The sequence below is a fragment of the Pseudomonas sp. C8002 genome, from assembly GCF_013385765.1.
Taxonomy (GTDB): Bacteria; Pseudomonadota; Gammaproteobacteria; order Pseudomonadales; family Pseudomonadaceae; genus Aquipseudomonas.
Genome location: NZ_JACAPJ010000002.1, coordinates 248,012 through 265,303, shown reverse-complemented (window position 1 = coordinate 265,303; position 17,292 = coordinate 248,012). Strand labels below are relative to the sequence as shown.

The 17,292-nt window shown below is 62.4% G+C and carries 16 protein-coding genes and 1 pseudogene; 11 read left to right on the top strand and 6 right to left on the bottom strand.

Annotation, left to right across the window (positions count from 1 at the left end; genetic code table 11):
- Nucleotides 1–11: 11 nt before the first annotated feature.
- From HX814_RS03065 to HX814_RS03055, 3 genes are read left to right on the top strand one after another with little or no spacing between them, the layout of a single operon-like run.
- Nucleotides 12–269, top strand: coding sequence for a DUF2790 domain-containing protein (locus tag HX814_RS03065; RefSeq protein WP_177009391.1), 258 nt, complete (start codon nucleotides 12–14; stop codon nucleotides 267–269).
- A 51-nt stretch (nucleotides 270–320) separates the two neighbouring features.
- Nucleotides 321–992, top strand: coding sequence for a heavy metal response regulator transcription factor (locus HX814_RS03060; RefSeq protein WP_003219986.1), 672 nt, complete (start codon nucleotides 321–323; stop codon nucleotides 990–992).
- The gene (locus HX814_RS03055) at nucleotides 989–2,401 is read left to right on the top strand and encodes a heavy metal sensor histidine kinase (RefSeq protein WP_177009390.1); all 1,413 of its coding nucleotides are present in this window, start codon (nucleotides 989–991) and stop codon (nucleotides 2,399–2,401) included. Before HX814_RS03060 ends, HX814_RS03055 begins: the two co-directional genes overlap by 4 nt.
- On the opposite strand, the gene pcp is transcribed toward HX814_RS03055, so the two are convergent.
- The 3 genes from pcp to HX814_RS03040 are packed head-to-tail and all read right to left on the bottom strand — an operon-like array spanning nucleotide 2,394 to nucleotide 4,709.
- Nucleotides 2,394–3,041 carry a pyroglutamyl-peptidase I gene (gene pcp / locus HX814_RS03050; RefSeq protein ID WP_008438704.1) on the bottom strand — a complete coding sequence of 216 codons (648 nt, stop codon included), beginning with the start codon at nucleotides 3,039–3,041 and terminating at the stop codon, nucleotides 2,394–2,396. The two genes, HX814_RS03055 and pcp, sit on opposite strands and share 8 nt — an antisense overlap.
- A 7-nt stretch (nucleotides 3,042–3,048) precedes the next feature.
- The gene (locus tag HX814_RS03045) at nucleotides 3,049–3,999 is read right to left on the bottom strand and encodes a DUF979 domain-containing protein (RefSeq protein ID WP_003219989.1); all 951 of its coding nucleotides are present in this window, start codon (nucleotides 3,997–3,999) and stop codon (nucleotides 3,049–3,051) included.
- The gene (locus HX814_RS03040; protein WP_003219990.1) at nucleotides 3,996–4,709 is read right to left on the bottom strand and encodes a DUF969 domain-containing protein; all 714 of its coding nucleotides are present in this window, start codon (nucleotides 4,707–4,709) and stop codon (nucleotides 3,996–3,998) included. Before HX814_RS03040 ends, HX814_RS03045 begins: the two co-directional genes overlap by 4 nt.
- A 232-nt stretch (nucleotides 4,710–4,941) precedes the next feature.
- Between HX814_RS03040 and HX814_RS31650 the strand changes: the two are divergent.
- Nucleotides 4,942–5,028: pseudogene (locus HX814_RS31650) on the top strand (SPOR domain-containing protein); the annotation flags it as partial.
- An 18-nt stretch (nucleotides 5,029–5,046) separates the two neighbouring features.
- Here HX814_RS31650 and HX814_RS03035 read toward each other — a convergent pair.
- Nucleotides 5,047–5,472, bottom strand: a complete 426-nt coding sequence (locus HX814_RS03035) for a GNAT family N-acetyltransferase (protein ID WP_177009389.1) — start codon at nucleotides 5,470–5,472, stop codon at nucleotides 5,047–5,049.
- Between the two features lie 165 nt (nucleotides 5,473–5,637).
- Between HX814_RS03035 and HX814_RS03030 the strand changes: the two genes are divergently transcribed.
- Nucleotides 5,638–6,552, top strand: a complete 915-nt coding sequence (locus HX814_RS03030) for an SGNH/GDSL hydrolase family protein (protein ID WP_177015380.1) — start codon at nucleotides 5,638–5,640, stop codon at nucleotides 6,550–6,552.
- A 262-nt stretch (nucleotides 6,553–6,814) separates the two neighbouring features.
- On the opposite strand, the gene HX814_RS03025 is transcribed toward HX814_RS03030, so the two are convergent.
- Nucleotides 6,815–7,591 (bottom strand): AraC family transcriptional regulator, encoded by a 777-nt coding sequence (locus HX814_RS03025; protein WP_177009388.1) that lies wholly within the window; start codon nucleotides 7,589–7,591, stop codon nucleotides 6,815–6,817.
- 211 nt (nucleotides 7,592–7,802) lie between these two features.
- Here HX814_RS03025 and HX814_RS03020 point away from each other — a divergent pair, with 211 nt between their 5' ends.
- The 6 genes from HX814_RS03020 (at nucleotide 7,803) to HX814_RS02995 (ending at nucleotide 15,682) form a co-directional block, all read left to right on the top strand.
- Entirely contained in the window at nucleotides 7,803–9,419 is a 1,617-nt protein-coding gene (locus HX814_RS03020) for an APC family permease (protein ID WP_102605124.1), read from the top strand.
- Between the two features lie 30 nt (nucleotides 9,420–9,449).
- Entirely contained in the window at nucleotides 9,450–10,376 is a 927-nt protein-coding gene (locus HX814_RS03015; protein WP_177009387.1) for a 4-hydroxyproline epimerase, read from the top strand.
- A 38-nt stretch (nucleotides 10,377–10,414) separates the two neighbouring features.
- The gene (locus HX814_RS03010; protein ID WP_087693960.1) at nucleotides 10,415–11,362 is read left to right on the top strand and encodes a dihydrodipicolinate synthase family protein; all 948 of its coding nucleotides are present in this window, start codon (nucleotides 10,415–10,417) and stop codon (nucleotides 11,360–11,362) included.
- 179 nt (nucleotides 11,363–11,541) lie between these two features.
- A complete protein-coding gene (locus tag HX814_RS03005) occupies nucleotides 11,542–13,113 on the top strand; it encodes an aldehyde dehydrogenase (NADP(+)) (protein ID WP_177009386.1) in 1,572 nt (523 codons plus the stop codon).
- Between the two features lie 3 nt (nucleotides 13,114–13,116).
- Complete coding sequence (locus tag HX814_RS03000; RefSeq protein ID WP_177009385.1) at nucleotides 13,117–14,376, top strand: FAD-binding oxidoreductase; 1,260 nt, start codon at nucleotides 13,117–13,119, stop codon at nucleotides 14,374–14,376.
- Nucleotides 14,377–14,590: 214 nt separating this feature from the next.
- A complete protein-coding gene (locus HX814_RS02995; protein ID WP_008438736.1) occupies nucleotides 14,591–15,682 on the top strand; it encodes a carboxylesterase in 1,092 nt (363 codons plus the stop codon).
- Nucleotides 15,683–15,705: 23 nt separating this feature from the next.
- On the opposite strand, the gene gltS is transcribed toward HX814_RS02995, so the two are convergent.
- Nucleotides 15,706–16,917, bottom strand: a complete 1,212-nt coding sequence (gene gltS / locus HX814_RS02990) for a sodium/glutamate symporter (protein ID WP_102368526.1) — start codon at nucleotides 16,915–16,917, stop codon at nucleotides 15,706–15,708.
- Between the last annotated feature and the right edge of the window lie 375 nt (nucleotides 16,918–17,292).

Genomic DNA, 17,292 nt, shown 5'->3' with positions numbered 1-17,292 from the left:
GAGATACCGCCATGAAACTGTTTATCCTCGGCTTTGCTGCCCTCCTCGCCACCGGCTCGGCCTTTGCCGATACCACCGCCACCACCTCGGTGATCCATGACACCCCCGGCCTCTTCATGCACATGGACGTGGCCAAAGTACTGTCGAGCACCGATACCTACGGCCAGTGCGGCATTGTCCCTGCGCGCCTCGACTACCTCGACAGCCAGGGCCGCGAACACGTGCTGGACTATCAAGTACAGGGCATCGGCTGCCCCAATGACAATTGATCGGGCTACACTTGCGCCACGCAAGAACTGCACATCACCAGGGCGAATCCCATGAATATCCTCGTAGTCGAAGACGAGCCCAAGGCGGGCAACTACCTGCTTAACGGCCTGCAGGAACTGGGTTACTCCGTGAGCCTTGCCCGCGATGGCGTGGACGGGTTGCACCAGGCCCTGGAAACCCCGTTCGACGTGATCGTGCTGGACGTGATGATGCCGAAGATGGACGGCTGGGAAGTGCTGCGTCGCCTGCGCAAGGAAGCCGACACGCCGGTGCTGTTCCTGACCGCCCGGGACGATATTGCCGACCGCATCAAGGGCCTGGAACTGGGCGCCGACGATTACCTGATCAAACCGTTTTCCTTCGCCGAACTGGTGGCGCGCCTGCGCACCCTGACCCGGCGCGGGCCAAGCCGTGAAGAAGAACACTTGCAGATCGCCGACCTGCAGATCGACGTGCTCAAGCGCCGCGTCAGCCGTGGCGGCGTGCGCATCACCCTGACCAACAAGGAGTTCGCCTTGTTGCACTTGTTCGCCACCCATCAGGACCAGGTACTCTCGCGCTCGCTGATCGCCTCAAGGGTGTGGGACATGAATTTCGACAGCGACACCAATGTGGTCGACGTGGCCGTGCGCCGCCTGCGCCTGAAAATCGACGACCCGTTCCAGCTCAAGCTGATCCATAGCGTGCGCGGCATCGGCTATCGCTTCGATACGCAACCATGAGCAAGCCCCGGCATTACTCCCTGACGCTGCGCCTGGCGCTGATCTTCGCCCTGCTGGCGTTCGCCCTGCTGGCAACCCTCGGCGTGGCGCTGTACCGCGACCTTGAGCGCGAACTGATCCACCGTGACGACGCTGCGCTGATCTACCGCGTCGACCAACTGCGCAACCTGCTGAACGACAGCAACACCCTGGACCTGATCAAGACCAAGCCCGAACTGTTCCAGAACATGCTGGGCAACCGCGAATCGGTGCTGAGCATCGCCGCACCCGGGCAGAAACCGCTGCTGGAAGTGAACCCCGGCAACATCGACATGCCCGACGTTGCACCGGTGCCCCGGGACCACCCCCTGGAATTCGCCGACGTGCAGCATTTACCCGGCGTCAATGGCGTCCCCTTCTCCACCCTCGCCGCCACCATCGATTCAGGCGACCTGGGCAGCCTGCAAGTCACTACCGGGCGGTTGATGACCGAGCGCACCGCAGTGCTCGCCAGCTACCGGCTGAGTGTCTATATCCTCGCCAGCATCGCGGCATTGGTGCTGGCGGTGGTCGGTTACCTGATGGTGCATCGCGGCCTGCTGCCATTGCGGCGCCTGGCCGTGCATGCCCAGGGCATCGGCGTCGGCAACCTCGCCGCGCGCCTCGACAGCCACGGCGCCCCCAAAGAACTGCTGCCGATGATTGATTCGTTCAACACCATGCTCGAACGCCTGGCCAAGGGTTTTGTGCAACTGGGCCAGGTCTCCACCGACATGGCCCACGAACTGCGCACGCCGATCAATAACTTGCTCGGGGAAACCCAGGTGGCGCTGCAGCAACACCGTAGCATCGAAGCCTACCAGCAACTGCTGGCCTCCAACGTCGAAGAACTCGAACGCCTAGCGCGCATGCTCGACAACATGCTGTTCCTGGCCCGCACCGACCCGGCCAGTGCACTGCGCCAGCGCCAGGAACTGGACGCGGCCGATGAAGTGGAACGCATGGCCGACTACTTCGAAGGCCTGGCGGGCGATGTCGACATCAGCATCCTCGCCCAGGGCGCCGGTGTGATCTGGGCCGAGCCGATGCTGCTGCGCCGTGCCCTGGCCAACCTGTGCGCCAACGCCATCAAATATGGTGCGCCCGCCTCTGAACTGCTGATCCAGGCCACACCCTGCGCCGAAGGCATCAACCTGACAGTGACCAACCACGGCGCGACCATCCCGGCGGAGCACTTGCCCAGGTTGTTCGAGCGGTTTTATCGCGTGGATGAATCACGGGAGCGTTCGGCGCATTCCAATGGATTGGGGCTGTCGATTGTCGCGACCATCATGCAGTTGCATAACGGCCGATACAGCGTGAGCAGCGAGAACGGTGTGACCTGCTTCGCGTTGTTTTTCCCGGGACGCGAAGCCGAAAACCTCAGCTGACTTGCCCACCCGTTTCAGTGATATCCACCAGGGTATTCCAGGCCGTCAGCAGCGCAATCCGCAAGCCCTCGACCTGCATCGGCAACGCCATCGAGGCCGGCTCGGGTATTCGGCCCACCACCTGCTCGGGCAGCCACGGCACATGGATGAAACCGCTGCGTACCCCTGACCCGGCGAGCGCGTGCTGCAACAGATAGAACACCTGGTTGCACACGAAAGTGCCGGCGGTTTGCGACACGCTGGCCCCAATGCCGGCCTCGCGCACGGCCCTTACCATGGCCTTGCTCGGCAAGGTGCCGAAGTAGGCCGCAGGGCCGCCGGGCAGCACTTCCGTGTCGACAGGTTGCTCACCCAGGTTGTCCGGAATCCGCGCGTCATTGAGGTTGATCGCGACCCGCTCGATGGAAATATCACTGCGCCCGGGGCCCAGCCCGACAGCAATGACCATCTGCGGGCGGTGTTCGGCCAACAGCTGAGCCAGGCGCTCGCCCGCCGTGGCAAAGGCACAGGGTAACTGCCGCGCGACAATCCGCACATCAGCGCCCAGCTGCACACCCTCCAACAGGCGTACCGCCTCCCAGGACGGGTTGACAAGGTCTTGGTCAAACGGTTCGAAACCCGTCAGCAATACAGTGCGCATTACAGCCTCACATCAGCAGGTAGAGCAGGACAATATTGACCACCAGCATCATCAACGCGGTCGGCATCTGTGCCTTGATGACCGCGTTTTTATCCGGCAGCTCCAGCAACGCCGCCGGGACAATATTGAAGTTGGCCGCCATGGGTGTCATCAGCGTACCGCAGTAACCGGAGAACATGCCGATGGCAGCCATCACCGCCGGGTTGCCGCCGTAGATGCCCACCAGCACCGGTACGCCAACGCCGCCGGTCATCACCGGGAAGGCGGCAAAGCCATTGCCCATGATCACGGTAAACAGTGCCATGCCCAACACATACACCATCACCGCTACCAGCTTGTAATCCAGGTTGATATAGGTGGTGGTGATGTGCGCCACCGCTGTGCCCACGCCCGCTTCGTTGAACAACAGCCCGAGCATCGCCAGCATCTGCGGCAGCACCATCGCCCAGCCCAGCGCTTCGGTGAGGCGCCGGGATTCGCGAAGGGCTTGCACCGGGGTGTCCCGCGTCAGCCAGCAGGCCAGCGCCAGTGCAATCAGGCAGCCGATACCCAGGGAAACAAAGGTGGTGTTCTTCGGGTCCAGCAGCGGCACGCCGCCGATCTCGGTGTGTTTGAGCAATACCGAGCCGATCACCGTGGTCAACGGAATGGCCAATGCCGGGATAAACAGTTTATGCCCCAGGCGACCTGCGCTGGCCCGTGCGGCCTTGTCATGCAACTGGGCATGCGCGCCGCGGCCTACGCCGCCCAGGCCCGCGATGAGTGCCATCACCACCACGCCCACGCCGACCACCACCGAGGGCAGGCGCTCCCCCACCAGGAACGGAATGGCAAACAGCAGCCAGAACAACGAACTCGACCAGCGCTTGGGGTGGGTGCGATCCATCAGGATCATCCCGGCGGTGATCACCAGCAGAACGCCGGCCAGCCAGTACAGGTATTGAATGGAAATGATCATTGCGCCGCCTCCGCTGTGTTGGCCGGCAACAGCTCTCGGGTCAGCATTCGGTCAAAGCGGTGCAAGCGGATGGCGTGAATGATGAAGGCGCAGATCGCCGTCGGGATGCCCCAGACCGCAATGTGCAGAGGCTCGACATCAATCCCCGAACCCAGCAGGAAGGTGTGCATCAACGCAATCGCACCAAAGGCGACGAAGATATCCTCGCCAAAAAACAGCCCCACGTTGTCGGTCGCGGCACACATGGCCAGGACCTTGTGGCGAAGCTTGTCGGGGAGTTTGCCATAGCGTTTTTCCGCCGCGCCTTCCGCCATCGGCGCCAGCAACGGGCGCACCATCTGCGGGTGCCCGCCCAGGCTCGTCAGGCCCATGGCCGCTGTGGATTCACGCACAAACAGATAGATGATCAGCAAGCGCCCAACCGTGGCCCGCTCAAAGCGCGCGATCCAGTTTTGCGCATGCAGGCGCAAGCCATGGCGCTCCAGCAAGCCGATGACAGCCAGGGGCAACAACAGGATCAATTGCAAGGCGCGAGTCTGGAGAAAGCCGTCGCCCATGGTGGCGAGGATCTTTTCCAGTGGAAAGTGGGCGGCAAACCCGGTGGCAATCGCTGCCGCCGTGACGACCAGCAGCGGATTGAAGCGCAACACAAAGCCGACCACGATGACGAGTACGCCAATCAGCGGCCATAGGTTCACAACAGTTTGCATGGTGGTGAGGTCCTTAAGTGCGCGCTGCGGCGCCAGTAAAGCAGGTAGTGAACAAAGGGTTCACTGCAAGAAAACGGCGTGCAGCCCGGCTCGATTTTTTATTGTTGACCTGGAAGGTCGAGCGTCAGTGGCCGCATCTTTGCTGCTTGGGGAGGGAGGTGTCCAACAAGAAAAATTGTTGCTGCAATCCAATAAAGTTTGTGGGTGTTTGAAGCGTTAGAGGGCATTTGTCGGCCCGTTTGAAGAGAAGGCCCAGGCGCAGAACGTGCTCAGGTACTTGAAGTCCGATCAGGGCCTCGACGGCTTGGTCACGTGGTGAACGGTGACCCGCCAGCCCTCAGCCCAGGTGCTTCTGGAAAAAGTGGCGCGTGTGTCCTGGCGGGTACTCGGCAATATGCCCGAACTCGCTGAAACCCAGCTTCCGGTAGAACCCGGGCGCCTGGAAGCTGAAGGTGTCCAGCCAGATCCCCGCACACCCTTTCTCCCGTGCCAGCTCCTCAGCCGCGAGCATCAGCCGCGAGCCCATGCCTTGAGTGCGCATTGACTCAGGCACGCTCAACAGCTCAATGAACATCCAGCCATAGGAAATTTTCCCGTACAGGCCGCCCACCACTTCCTGGCTGGCGGGATCACGCAGTAACAGCCCAAACGTTTCGAACGGGTTCTCGCCGCATTGGCTGATGTTGTATGCCCTCAGCGGCTGAAGGATGGCCTGGCGCTCTTGCGCCGTAACTTCAAAAGACAACTCTATCGCTGATGCCATCTCAATCTTCCTGATGTGAATGCCCAATTCTGCGGACACTACCAGCGATAGCCACCTGTCGCATACAGGACAGTCTTTGCGCCCTCAGCTACACACAGGTCGCAACCGCCCGCGGGCATGCACTTCACCGCCAGTACTATTGGAGCACCACCCGGGAGATTTCCAATGACTCTACGCGCTTGCTTGGCCGCTCTATTGGTACTGACCGCCTCCACCGCCTTTGGCGCTCCCCGCTACGATCACCTCTATGCGTTCGGCGATAGCTACTCCGATAACGGTGCGGGTGAACGCTTCACCAAGACCCTGGCCACTCTGAAGGTCAAGGATGCCCAGGAACTGCCCGGCTCGTTGTACTGGAAGGGCCGCTGGAGCAATGGCCCGACTGCCGTCGAGAACCTGGCCCACGCCTTGAAAACACCCTTGACCGACTACGCAGTGGGCGGCGCCAAGAGTGGCAATGGCAACTACTACGCCTGGATGGAGCCCGCCCGCGACACCGGCGTTTCAGGCCAGATCGCTGACTACCTGAAGTCCGCCAACGCACATAAAGCCGACCCGAAGGCGCTGTATTTCATTTTCATCTCGGCCAACGACTTTTTTGAATGGGCCGACTTCTCGCACCCCGAGTCGGTTGCCGTACTCAGCCAGAACAGCGTGGCAAATATTCAGAAAGCCACCGAGACACTGATTACAGCGGGCGCAAAACACGTGATGGTAGTGGGCACCACGGATTTGAGTCATGTGCCAGCCGTGGTGCAGGGCAATCAAGTCGAGAACGCGAAAAACTACCAGCAGGTACTGGAACAAAAACTGCCGGTTGTGCTGAGCACATTGGCTAAGGCGCATCAGGTCAGCATCAGCTACTTCGACCACGTGGCGTTCAGCGACAAGCTGCGCGCAGCTCCCCAGGTGGCGGGGTTGAAAGACCTGGATATGCCCTGCCAACACACCTATCCGGACGTGAAGCCGGTGTGTGAAAACCCGGATGCGCATTACTACTGGGATGAATGGCATCCGACGCGCAAGGTGCATGCGCTGGCAGCACAGGCGATGCTTGAAACGTTGAAGGCCGGCCAGTGATTACCCAGGTGACGCCGTCCTACTGAGTCAAGGCGAACACCACCGATAACCGCTTCTCTTCTGAACGAATCGGGAGAGCCCCCGGTGCTTTTGTCGGTGACATCCACCACGCAGCCACTCACCGGCACGGACTGGACGACTTGATAAGTCGCACCAACGGCAGGGATAAAACTGACCAGGTTTGCGCAACTGCGAAGAGCGTTGGCGCCCTCCTTGTTGGCGCCACCGCTGCTCATGACATTCACGTAGATCCAATTAGACATCACCGCACACTGGTCGCCTGCCGATACTGGCGCGGCGTAAACCCGGTCAACGCCTTGAACTGCCGGGTAAACGCACTGTGGTCGGTATACCCGCACTGCAACGCCACCTCAGTGATCGGCAGCTCGGTATGCAGCAGCCGGTGCGCATGTTCCAGGCGTACCTTCTGGATCATCTGGCGCGGTGTCAGGTGGAACACGCGCTTGCAGTAGCGCTCCAGCTGCGCCACGGAAATCCCGGCGATCCGCGTCAGTTCACCCAACGTGACCCGCCGATTGAAATGCGCCCGGATGTGCTCGTCCACCGCCGCCAGCCGTTGATAGGCCGGGTGGGTTTCGCTGGCGGTTTGCAGGTCGACCGAGATGCCCGCCAGGCCGATGATTGCAGCGTCGCGGCTGTACAGCGGCCATTTGTGGGTCAGGCACCAACCCGGCTCGCGGGTACCGTACAAATGCAATTCCAACTGGTCTTCGAGGACAAATCCCTGCTCCAGCACCCGCCGATCCTGCTCGGTATAGCCGGGCCCCAACTGCGCGGGAAATACCTCGGCGCTGGTTTTTCCCAACAGCGGTTGCAAGTCCTTCAAGCCGCACCGCTGCACCAGGGTGCGGTTGGCCAATACGTAGCGCGCCTGCACGTCCTTGATAAAGATCGCGGCATTGGGAATCACGTCCAGCATCGGCAACAGCAACCCCACGCCGGCCAGTAATTCTTCGATGGTCTGTGGACGATTCGACCCGCTCCCTTGGCATAGGGTCGCGAACGCGCTCTGCATCATGACGCTCTCTCCTGCATTTTGCGGACAGGCCAGGCGCCCGGCGGGCGGTGCCTGGCGAGCAGATTGCCGCATGGCGGTGGCCCTGTCGAGCACTCGCAATTGTGCTGATTTCGTCATCGCAGCCTGCGCAAAACATCAATCGCGGCGCCGTTGATGGGTTCACTGTATGGCCACTGCATGCCTATCCAATAACCCACAAGAAGGCGCCGCCATGTCAGCCCAAGGCAAGTTCAAGAAACAGCTTTCATTGATCGACCTCACCTTTATCGGACTGGGAGCGATCTTCGGTTCGGGCTGGCTGTTCGCGGCCAGTCACGTCTCCGCCATCGCCGGGCCGGCGGGGATTTTTTCCTGGTTGCTGGGCGGCTTCGCCGTGTTGCTGCTGGGCATTGTGTACTGCGAACTGGGGGCGGCATTGCCCCGCGCCGGCGGCGTGGTGCGCTACCCGGTTTATTCCCACGGCCCGCTGCTGGGCTACCTGATGGGCTTTATCACGCTGATCGCGTTTTCAAGCCTGGTGGCAATTGAAGTGGTCGCCTCGCGCCAATACGCCGCGGCGTGGTTTCCCGAGTTGACGCAGGCGGGTTCCAGCAACCCCACCGTCCTCGGCTGGTTCGTGCAGTTTGCGCTGCTCTCGCTGTTTTTCGCCCTCAACTACCGCAGCGTGAAGACCTTCGCCATGGCCAATAACCTGGTCAGCGTGTTCAAGTTCATCGTGCCGCTGCTGGTGATCGGCGTGCTGTTCACCTTTTTCAAGCCGGAGAATTTCCACGCCCAGGGCTTCGCGCCGTTCGGCCTGTCGGGGATTGAAATGGCCGTGTCTGCCGGCGGGGTGATTTTCGCCTACCTGGGTCTGACGCCGATCATCTCGGTGGCCAGCGAAGTGAAGAACCCGCAACGCACCATTCCAATTGCACTGATCCTGTCGGTGCTGCTCTCCACTGCAATCTACGTGCTGTTGCAGACCGCTTTCCTCGGCGGCATTCCCACCGAAATGCTCGCCAACGGCTGGGCCGGCGTCGCCAAGGAACTGGCCCTGCCGTACCGCGACATCGCGCTCGCCCTGGGCGTGGGCTGGCTGGCGTACCTGGTGGTCGCCGATGCCGTGATCTCCCCCAGCGGCTGCGGCAATATCTACATGAACGCCACGCCACGGGTGATCTACGGCTGGGCGCAAACCGGAACCTTCTTCAAGATCTTCACCCGCATCGATGAAAAGTCCGGCATCCCGCGCCCGGCGCTGTGGCTGACCTTTGGCCTGTCTGTGTTCTGGACCCTGCCCTTCCCGTCGTGGGAAGCGCTGATCAACGTGGTGTCCGCCGCGCTGGTGTTGAGCTACGCCGTGGCGCCGGTATCCGTGGCCGCCCTGCGCCGCAATGCGCCTGACCTGCCGCGCCCGTTCCGGGTCAAGTGGATGGGCTTGCTCGGCCCGCTGTCGTTCATCATCGCCGCGCTGATCGTCTACTGGTCCGGCTGGAGCACCGTGTCGTGGCTGCTCGGCCTGCAAATCCTGATGTTCGTGGTGTACCTGCTGTGCGGGCGCTTTGTGCCGACCCTGCACCTGAGCCTGGGCCGCCAGGTTCGCTCCTCCGCCTGGCTGATCGGCTTCTACGCCGTGACCATCATCCTGTCGAAGCTCGGCAGCTTCGGTGGCCTGGGCATCCTCGGCCATCCCTTCGACACCGTGGTCGTCGCCGCTTGCGCGCTGGGGATTTATTACTGGGGCGCGGCCACCGGCGTGCCGGCGCACCTGGTTCGCCTGGAAACCGAAGACGACGAAAGCGAAGCCCCTGAGCCCGATATCGGCCGGGCACAGCTGGCTTCCTGAGCCTCAGCCAACCACTGAATGGATTGTTCTATGAAACGAGTGCACATCATTGATTCCCACACCGGCGGCGAGCCCACACGCCTGGTGATGACGGGGTTCCCGACGCTGGCCGGCGAGACCATGGTCGACAAACTCGACGACCTGCGCACCCGGCATGACCAATGGCGCAGGGCGTGCCTGCTGGAGCCCCGTGGCAACGATGTTCTGGTGGGCGCACTGTATTGCGCGCCGGTCTCGGCCGATGCCACCTGCGGCGTGATTTTCTTCAATAACGCCGGCTACCTCGGCATGTGCGGCCACGGCACCATCGGCCTGGTTGCCTCGTTGCACCACTTGGGGCAGATCGCGCCGGGGGTGCACAAGATCGACACGCCGGTCGGCCCGGTGAGCGCCACGTTGCACGCCGACGGCGCGGTCACGCTGCGCAATGTGCCCGCCTATCGCTATCGCCAGCATGTCTCGGTGCAAGTGCCTGGACATGGCTTGGTCTACGGCGATATCGCCTGGGGCGGCAATTGGTTCTTCCTGGTTTCCGATCATGGCCAAGCACTGGAAATGGACAACGTCGAAGCCCTGACCGACTACACCTGGACAATGCTCAAGGCCCTCGAAGCCCAGGGCATCCACGGCGAAGACGGCGCCCTGATCGACCATATCGAACTGTTCGCCGACGACCCCCAGGCCGACAGCCGCAACTTTGTCATGTGCCCAGGCAAGGCCTACGACCGCTCGCCCTGCGGCACCGGCACCAGCGCCAAGCTCGCATGCCTGGCGGCCGACGGGAAACTCGCCGCCGGTGAGCCGTGGATACAAGCCAGCATCACCGGCAGCCAATTCGAAGGCAGCTATGAATGGGAGGGCGAACGTGTGCGCCCTTCCATCACCGGCCGCGCCTACATGACCGCCGACAGCACCTTGCTGATCGACGAACAGGACCCCTTCGCGTGGGGCATCTGAACCGCCCCCGCCCCTTCAATCAAACTGGAGCTGAAACAATGAATACCACTATCTTCACCGGTTGCATCCCTGCATTGATGACGCCGTGCACCGCCCAGCGCAAACCGGACTTTGACGCACTGGTCGCCAAGGGCCGCGAACTGATCGATATCGGCATGAGCGCGGTGGTGTACTGCGGCTCCATGGGCGACTGGCCGTTGCTGACCGAGGCCGAGCGCCAGGAAGGCGTGGCGCGCCTGGTGGCCGCCGGTGTGCCGACCATCGTCGGCACCGGCGCGGTCAACAGCCGTGAAGCCGTGGCCCATGCAGCGCATGCGGCGAAGGTCGGCGCCCATGGTTTGATGGTCATCCCGCGGGTGCTGTCCCGTGGCGCATCGGCGACGGCGCAAAAGGATCACTTTGCAGCCATCCTCAAGGCGGCGCCAAACCTGCCGGCGGTGATCTACAACAGCCCTTACTACGGCTTCGCCACCCGCGCCGACCTGTTCTTCGAACTGCGTCGCGAGTACCCGAACCTGATCGGCTTCAAGGAATTCGGCGGTGCTGCAGACCTGCGCTACGCGGCCGAACACATCACCTCCAAGGACGATGACGTGACCTTGATGGTCGGCGTGGATACCCAAGTGGTGCACGGCTTCGTCAACTGCAACGCCACCGGCGCAATCACCGGCATCGGCAATGCACTGCCACGGGAAGTCCTGCAACTGGTGGCCTTGAGCAAGAAAGCCGCCAAGGGCGACGCCACTGCACGTCGCCAGGCGCGGGAGTTGGAGTCGGCGCTGGCGGTGCTGTCGTCCTTCGACGAAGGCTGCGACCTGGTGCTGTTCTACAAACATCTGATGGTGCTCAACGGCGACAAGGAATACACCCTGCACTTCAACGAGACCGATGCCCTCAGCGATGCCCAGCGTCGTTATGCAGAGAACCAGTACGCGCTGTTCCGCCAGTGGTACGCCAACTGGTCGGCCGAGCAGAACGTCGCTTAACACTATTCAAGGCAGCAAAAATCAAATGTGGGAGCTGTCGAGCTCCGGCGAGGCTGCGATGGGATCACTGCGGTGTACCTGCCAGACCGCAGCGCCTGCATCGCAGCCTCGCTGGGGCTCGACAGCTCCCACAGTGGATTCTCTTCGCCAAGCCAATCTTTACTTTCCAGGACTACGCCATGACTCTGACGGGCACCATGCTGATTGGTCAGCACTCCATTCCAGGCAGCCGCGAGGCCATCCGGGCGATCAATCCTGCCACCAACCTTGCGTTGGAACCCGCCTACGCCGGCGGCACCGCCGAACATGTCGAACACGCCTGTGCGTTGGCCTGGAGCGCCTTCGATAGCTATCGCGAAACGCCATTGGCCGCTCGCGCCGAATTCCTTGAAACCATCGCCAACGAAATCGAAGCCCTGGGCGATGAACTGATTCAACGGGCGATGGCCGAGACCGGCCTGCCGCGCCCACGCATCCAGGGCGAACGCGGGCGCACCTGCCAGCAATTGCGCACCTTTGCCCGCACCGTGCGCGCGGGTGAATGGCTGGATGTGCGGGTGGATACTGCACAACCGGAACGCCAGCCGCTGCCTCGCTCGGACCTGCGTCAACGCCACGTACCGCTGGGGCCGGTGGCCGTGTTCGGCGCGAGCAATTTTCCGCTGGCATTCTCGGTGGCGGGCGGTGATACAGCGTCGGCACTGGCGGCCGGTTGCCCGGTGATCGTGAAGGCACACGGCGCGCATCCTGGCACCAGCGAACTGGTGGGCCGCGCGGTGGCCCGGGCCGTTCAGCAATGTGGCCTGCCTGAGGGTGTGTTTTCGCTGTTGTATGGCTCGGGCCGCGAGGTCGGTATCGCGCTGGTGTGCGATCCGCGCATCAAGGCCGTGGGTTTCACCGGCTCGCGCAGCGGCGGTATTGCCTTGTGCCAGGCGGCCCAGGCGCGCCCCGAGCCGATCCCGGTGTATGCAGAGATGAGCTCGATCAATCCGGTCTACCTGTTTCCCGCTGCGTTGAGCGCACGCGGTGAAGCATTGGCACAAGGTTTTGTCGCGTCCCTGACCCAGGGTGCCGGCCAGTTCTGCACCAACCCCGGGCTGGTGATTGCCGTTGCAGGGCAAGCGCTGGACCACTTCGTCGGCACGGCTGCCAACCTGCTTCGATACAGCACTGCCCAGACCATGCTGACACCGGGGATCTTCAAGGCTTACGAATACGGCGTCAGCACCCTGACCCGGCATGCTCAGCTCGCAGGTACCGGTCTGCCGGCCGAAGGGCCGAACCAGGGCCAGGCCCAATTGTTCGTGACCCAGGCCCGGGACTTTCTCGCCAATCACAGCCTGCAAGCCGAGATATTCGGCGCCACGTCATTGATCGTGCAATGTGCCAACGTCGATGAGGTCCGCCAGGTCAGCGAACACCTGGAGGGCCAACTGACCGCAACCCTGCATCTGGATGACGACGACCTGGCAACTGCCCGCGCGCTGCTGCCGACCCTGGAACGCAAGGCCGGCCGCCTGCTGGTCAACGGCTGGCCGACCGGCGTTGAAGTGTGTGATGCGATGGTGCACGGAGGACCATTCCCGGCCACCTCGGACTCACGCACCACCTCGGTGGGCACCGCCGCGATCCTGCGATTCCTGCGGCCGGTGTGCTACCAGGATTTCCCGGATAGCTTGCTGCCGACGGCCCTGCAACACGGCAACCCATTGCTGCTGCGGCGCTTGCTCGACGGTCAGAGGGAAGCCTAGAACATGTCCGATAACGTCATGCCAGACATCGCCGTAGTGGGCGCCGGCATCATCGGCGTCGCCTGCGCGCTGCAACTGGCGCGCCAGGGCCGGCGGGTGGTCATCATCGATCAGCAGGAACCCGGCCACGGCGCCTCGTTCGGCAATGCCGGCCACCTGGCGACCGAGCAAGTGTTCCCCATCGCGGATGCGTCGATCCTGACGCGTTTGCCCGCCATGCTCATGGACCCGATGGGCCCGCTGCGCCTGGACTGGAAATACCTGCCGCGTGCACTGCCGTGGTTTACCCGGCTGCTGCTGAACCTGCGCCCGGCGCCCTTCCAGCGCACCGTCGCCGGGATCCGCGCGCTCAATGAAGGCAGCCTGGGCGCCTGGCACCGGCTGCTGGGCAGCATCGAGCGCCCGCACCTGATGCGCGAAGACGGCTCGTTGCTGGTCTTCGAGCGCGCCGAGTCGCGACAGGCCATTGATGCATTGCAGGCACGCATGAGTCAGCAGGAAGTGCCGGTGGACCACTGGCACGCCAGCGTGGTGCAGGACGCGGCGCCACAACTCAGCGAAGGGATTCAGGGCGGGTTGTTTTTTCCACGCACCGGGCATTTTCTCGATCCCTATGGGGTGGTTTGCGAGCTGATGGAGGCGGCCAAAGCCAGCGGGGTGCAATTTCTCAAGCGTCAGGTCGTGGGCGGGAAGCTGGACGAGCACGGTGTTTCATTGCGGACCGACCAAGGCACCGTGGCCGCGCGCCAGGTGTTGATCGCATGCGGTGCGCACTCAGCCAGCCTGACCGGCGCACTGACTGGCAAAAAGGTCCCGCTGGATACAGAGCGCGGCTATCACCTGATGTTGCCCCATGAGCATGGACGGTTGCCGTTTGCGGTCACGTCATTGGAGCGCAAGTTCATCATGACGCCCATGGACGGCGGATTGCGGCTGGCAGGTACCGTGGAGTTCGCCGGCCTTGATCGCCCACCGAACATGGAACGCGCGTGGCAGTTGCATCGACTGAGCCAGGGGCTGTTTCGTCGTGACTTGAGTGCCGAGGACGCGACGCCGTGGATGGGGTTTCGCCCTTCCCTGCCGGACTCGCTGCCGATTATCGACAAGGTGTGCAAGGGCAAGGTGCTGCTTGCCTTTGGGCATCAGCATCTGGGCCTGACGCAGGCTGCGGTGACGGCGGAGTTGATTGCACGGCTGGCATCGCCTGCGGCCGCGTCCAACAGGCTGCCGGCGCTTGAGCCCTACCGGCTGGATCGTTTCTGAGATCATCGGAAACGTCTTGCTACTGTTTCGCACTTTCGGCGATACAAGGCAGGTCATTATCGTGCATGACCTTACGGTTACGCTCCGTTGAGAACCTGCCTTGAACAACCACACCTGTATGCAGCCCCGTCCATCGATGCGCAGAACGCTCCGAAGCGTTGCTTGCGGCATGCTCGCCCTATTGCTCTGCACGACAGCCCTGGCAGAACCGGGCATGCCGCTTGGCCAGAAGTCATTCGAAGCGTATCGCGCCGCTACCTTGCAATGGCTGCGGGACCATCGTGACTTCCAGGGCACCGACAAGGATGCCGAACTCAACTGGAACGCCCCGCAGGAATGGCGCCCGGCGGGTGCCCCCAAGCGCGGGATCATTCTCGTGCATGGCCTGGGTGACTCACCCTGGTCTTTCCACGATATCGGCAGCGCACTGGCCGCCCGCGGCTTCCTGGTCAGGACCGTGCTGCTGCCCGGCCACGGCACGCAACCGGCTGACATGCTGCAGGTACGCATGGAAGACTGGCGCCGGGTGGTGGACGAACAGGCTGCGATCCTTCGCGCAGAGGTAGGAGAAATCTACCTCGGCGGCTTTTCCACCGGCGCCAACCTGGTACTCGACTACGCCTACAAACACGACGACGTCGCGGGGCTGCTGCTGTTCTCTCCCGCGTTCCAGTCCAGCATGACCTACGACTGGCTGACACCCCTGATCAGTTGGGCGCGCCCCTGGCTGCTGGCGCCAGACGCCAGCCGGCCACAACAGAGCCTGGTGCGCTATATGACAGTGCCCACCAACGGTTTTGCCCAGTTCTACCGCAGCAGCCGGCTAGCCCGCCAGGACCTGGAGCGGCGCCCCTATGACAAGCCGGTATTCATTGCCGTCGCAGCCCACGACTCAGTACTCGATACGCACTACGTGCTGGAGACCTTCCAGCAACGCTTCAGCAACCCCCATAGCCGCCTCGCCTGGTACGGCGCATTGCCAGAGAGCGCCTGGGATACTCGCCGTGTAAAAGCGCGTACCGACTACCTGCCGGAGTTGCGAATCAGCCAGTTCTCCCACATGGGGTTGCTGTTCTCACCCGACAACGCTCTGTATGGCGAACAGGGCAGCCTGCGGTTTTGCTGGAACGGCCAGACGGACGACGCAACCCGCGCCTGCGAACAGGGGGCCGACGTGTGGTATTCGGACTGGGGCTACCGTGAGCCGGGCAAGATGCACGCGCGGTTGACGTTCAATCCGTATTTCACCTGGCAGCTTGGGGTGATTGACGAGGTCCTGGGCAAGCAGGACCTGGCGAGTCATTAAACGGCAAAGCCGGTAAACCGCGTTTATCCCGCGACGCCCAGGAACGGCAGCGCCAGGTACAACTTGATCACGATCGCATTGGTGATATCGATGAAAAAGGCGCCCACCATCGGCACCACCAGAAATGCAATCTGCGATGGCCCGAAACGCTGGGTCACCGCCTGCATGTTCGCAATGGCAGTTGGCGTGGCACCGAGCCCGAAACCGCAGTGCCCCGCCGCCAGGACCGCCGCGTCATAGTTGCTCCCCATCACCCGGAACGTCACGAAAATCGCAAACAGCGCCATCATCAACGCCTGCGCAGCCAGCAGGATGAAAATCGGCAGGGCCAGCGCGGCGAGGTCCCAGAGCTTGAGCGACATCAATGCAATCGCCAGGAACAACGACAGGCTGACATTCCCTAGCACCGAGACTTCGCGCTCGAATACCTGGTGCCAGCCCAGCGCCGACAGACCATTACGCAACACCACACCGACAAACAAGACACACACAAACGTCGGCAGCTCAAAGGCCGTGCCCTGGATAAAACCGCTGAGGAATGTGCCCACTTGCAGGCTGATGGCGAGCAGCGCCAGGGTCTCGATAAACGAGAAGGAGGTGATCATGCGCTCTTGATTCGGCTGCTCGAACCCTTTTGGCCCTAGCGGTTGTACCGGCGCCAGGGCGGGCGTCTGGACGCGCTTGATCAGCAGGCGAGCGACCGGGCCGCCAATCAGGCCGCCGAGCACCAGGCCAAAGGTCGCGGAAGCAATGGCTAGTTCGGACGCCGACGCCACGCCATACTTCTCGCTGAACACCGCGCCCCAGGCCGCGCCGGTCCCGTGCCCACCCGACAGCGTAATGGAGCCCGCCAACAACCCCATCAACGGATCGAGCCCCAGCGCCTTGGCCAGCGCAATCCCCATCGCGTTCTGGACCACCAGGAGCGCCGTCACCACCAGCAGGAAAATCCCCAGCACCCGCCCGCCTTTCTTCAGACTGGCGAAATCCGCATTCAAACCAATGGTGGCAAAGAAAGCCAACATCAGTGGCGTCTGCAGCGACGAATCAAACCGGACCTCAATGCCAGCGAGCATACGCAGGACCAGGAGCAGCACCGCCACCACTAAACCGCCGGCCACCGGCTCCGGAATATTGTAAGTGCGCAGGAAACCGACTCGAGCGACCAGCCCGCGCCCAAGTAAAAGCACCAGGGAGGCGGCGACCAGCGTTGAATAGAAGTCGAGTTGAAGCATGGGGCAGCTCTCTGTAGTTATTTATGACGAATCGGGGCAGGCCTATCGATCCTTCGGAACAACACAGGAAGAGTAGTAGTACGACGCCATCTTTAACCTCGGAAAAGTCCTAACGTTGCCGAACGGAATCCCCAGGACATTCAGGCGAAAGACTTGCGAAGCGCAATCTGAAGGGGCAAGACGAGAAAATCGAGTGCATGACAAGGGCTGCAGAACTGCGTCTGGACGGGCGCTTTACAGGTTCCGCGGCATCCTGCCGACTCAGCGCCCATTCGAATCTGCCCTACCTGGCCGTGCTTCTGTGTTGGCCAATGATTACCAAGGGACAATTGCGGCCGCTCTGTTGCTGGGCGTCGCAACGGCGCTGGCCGCGAA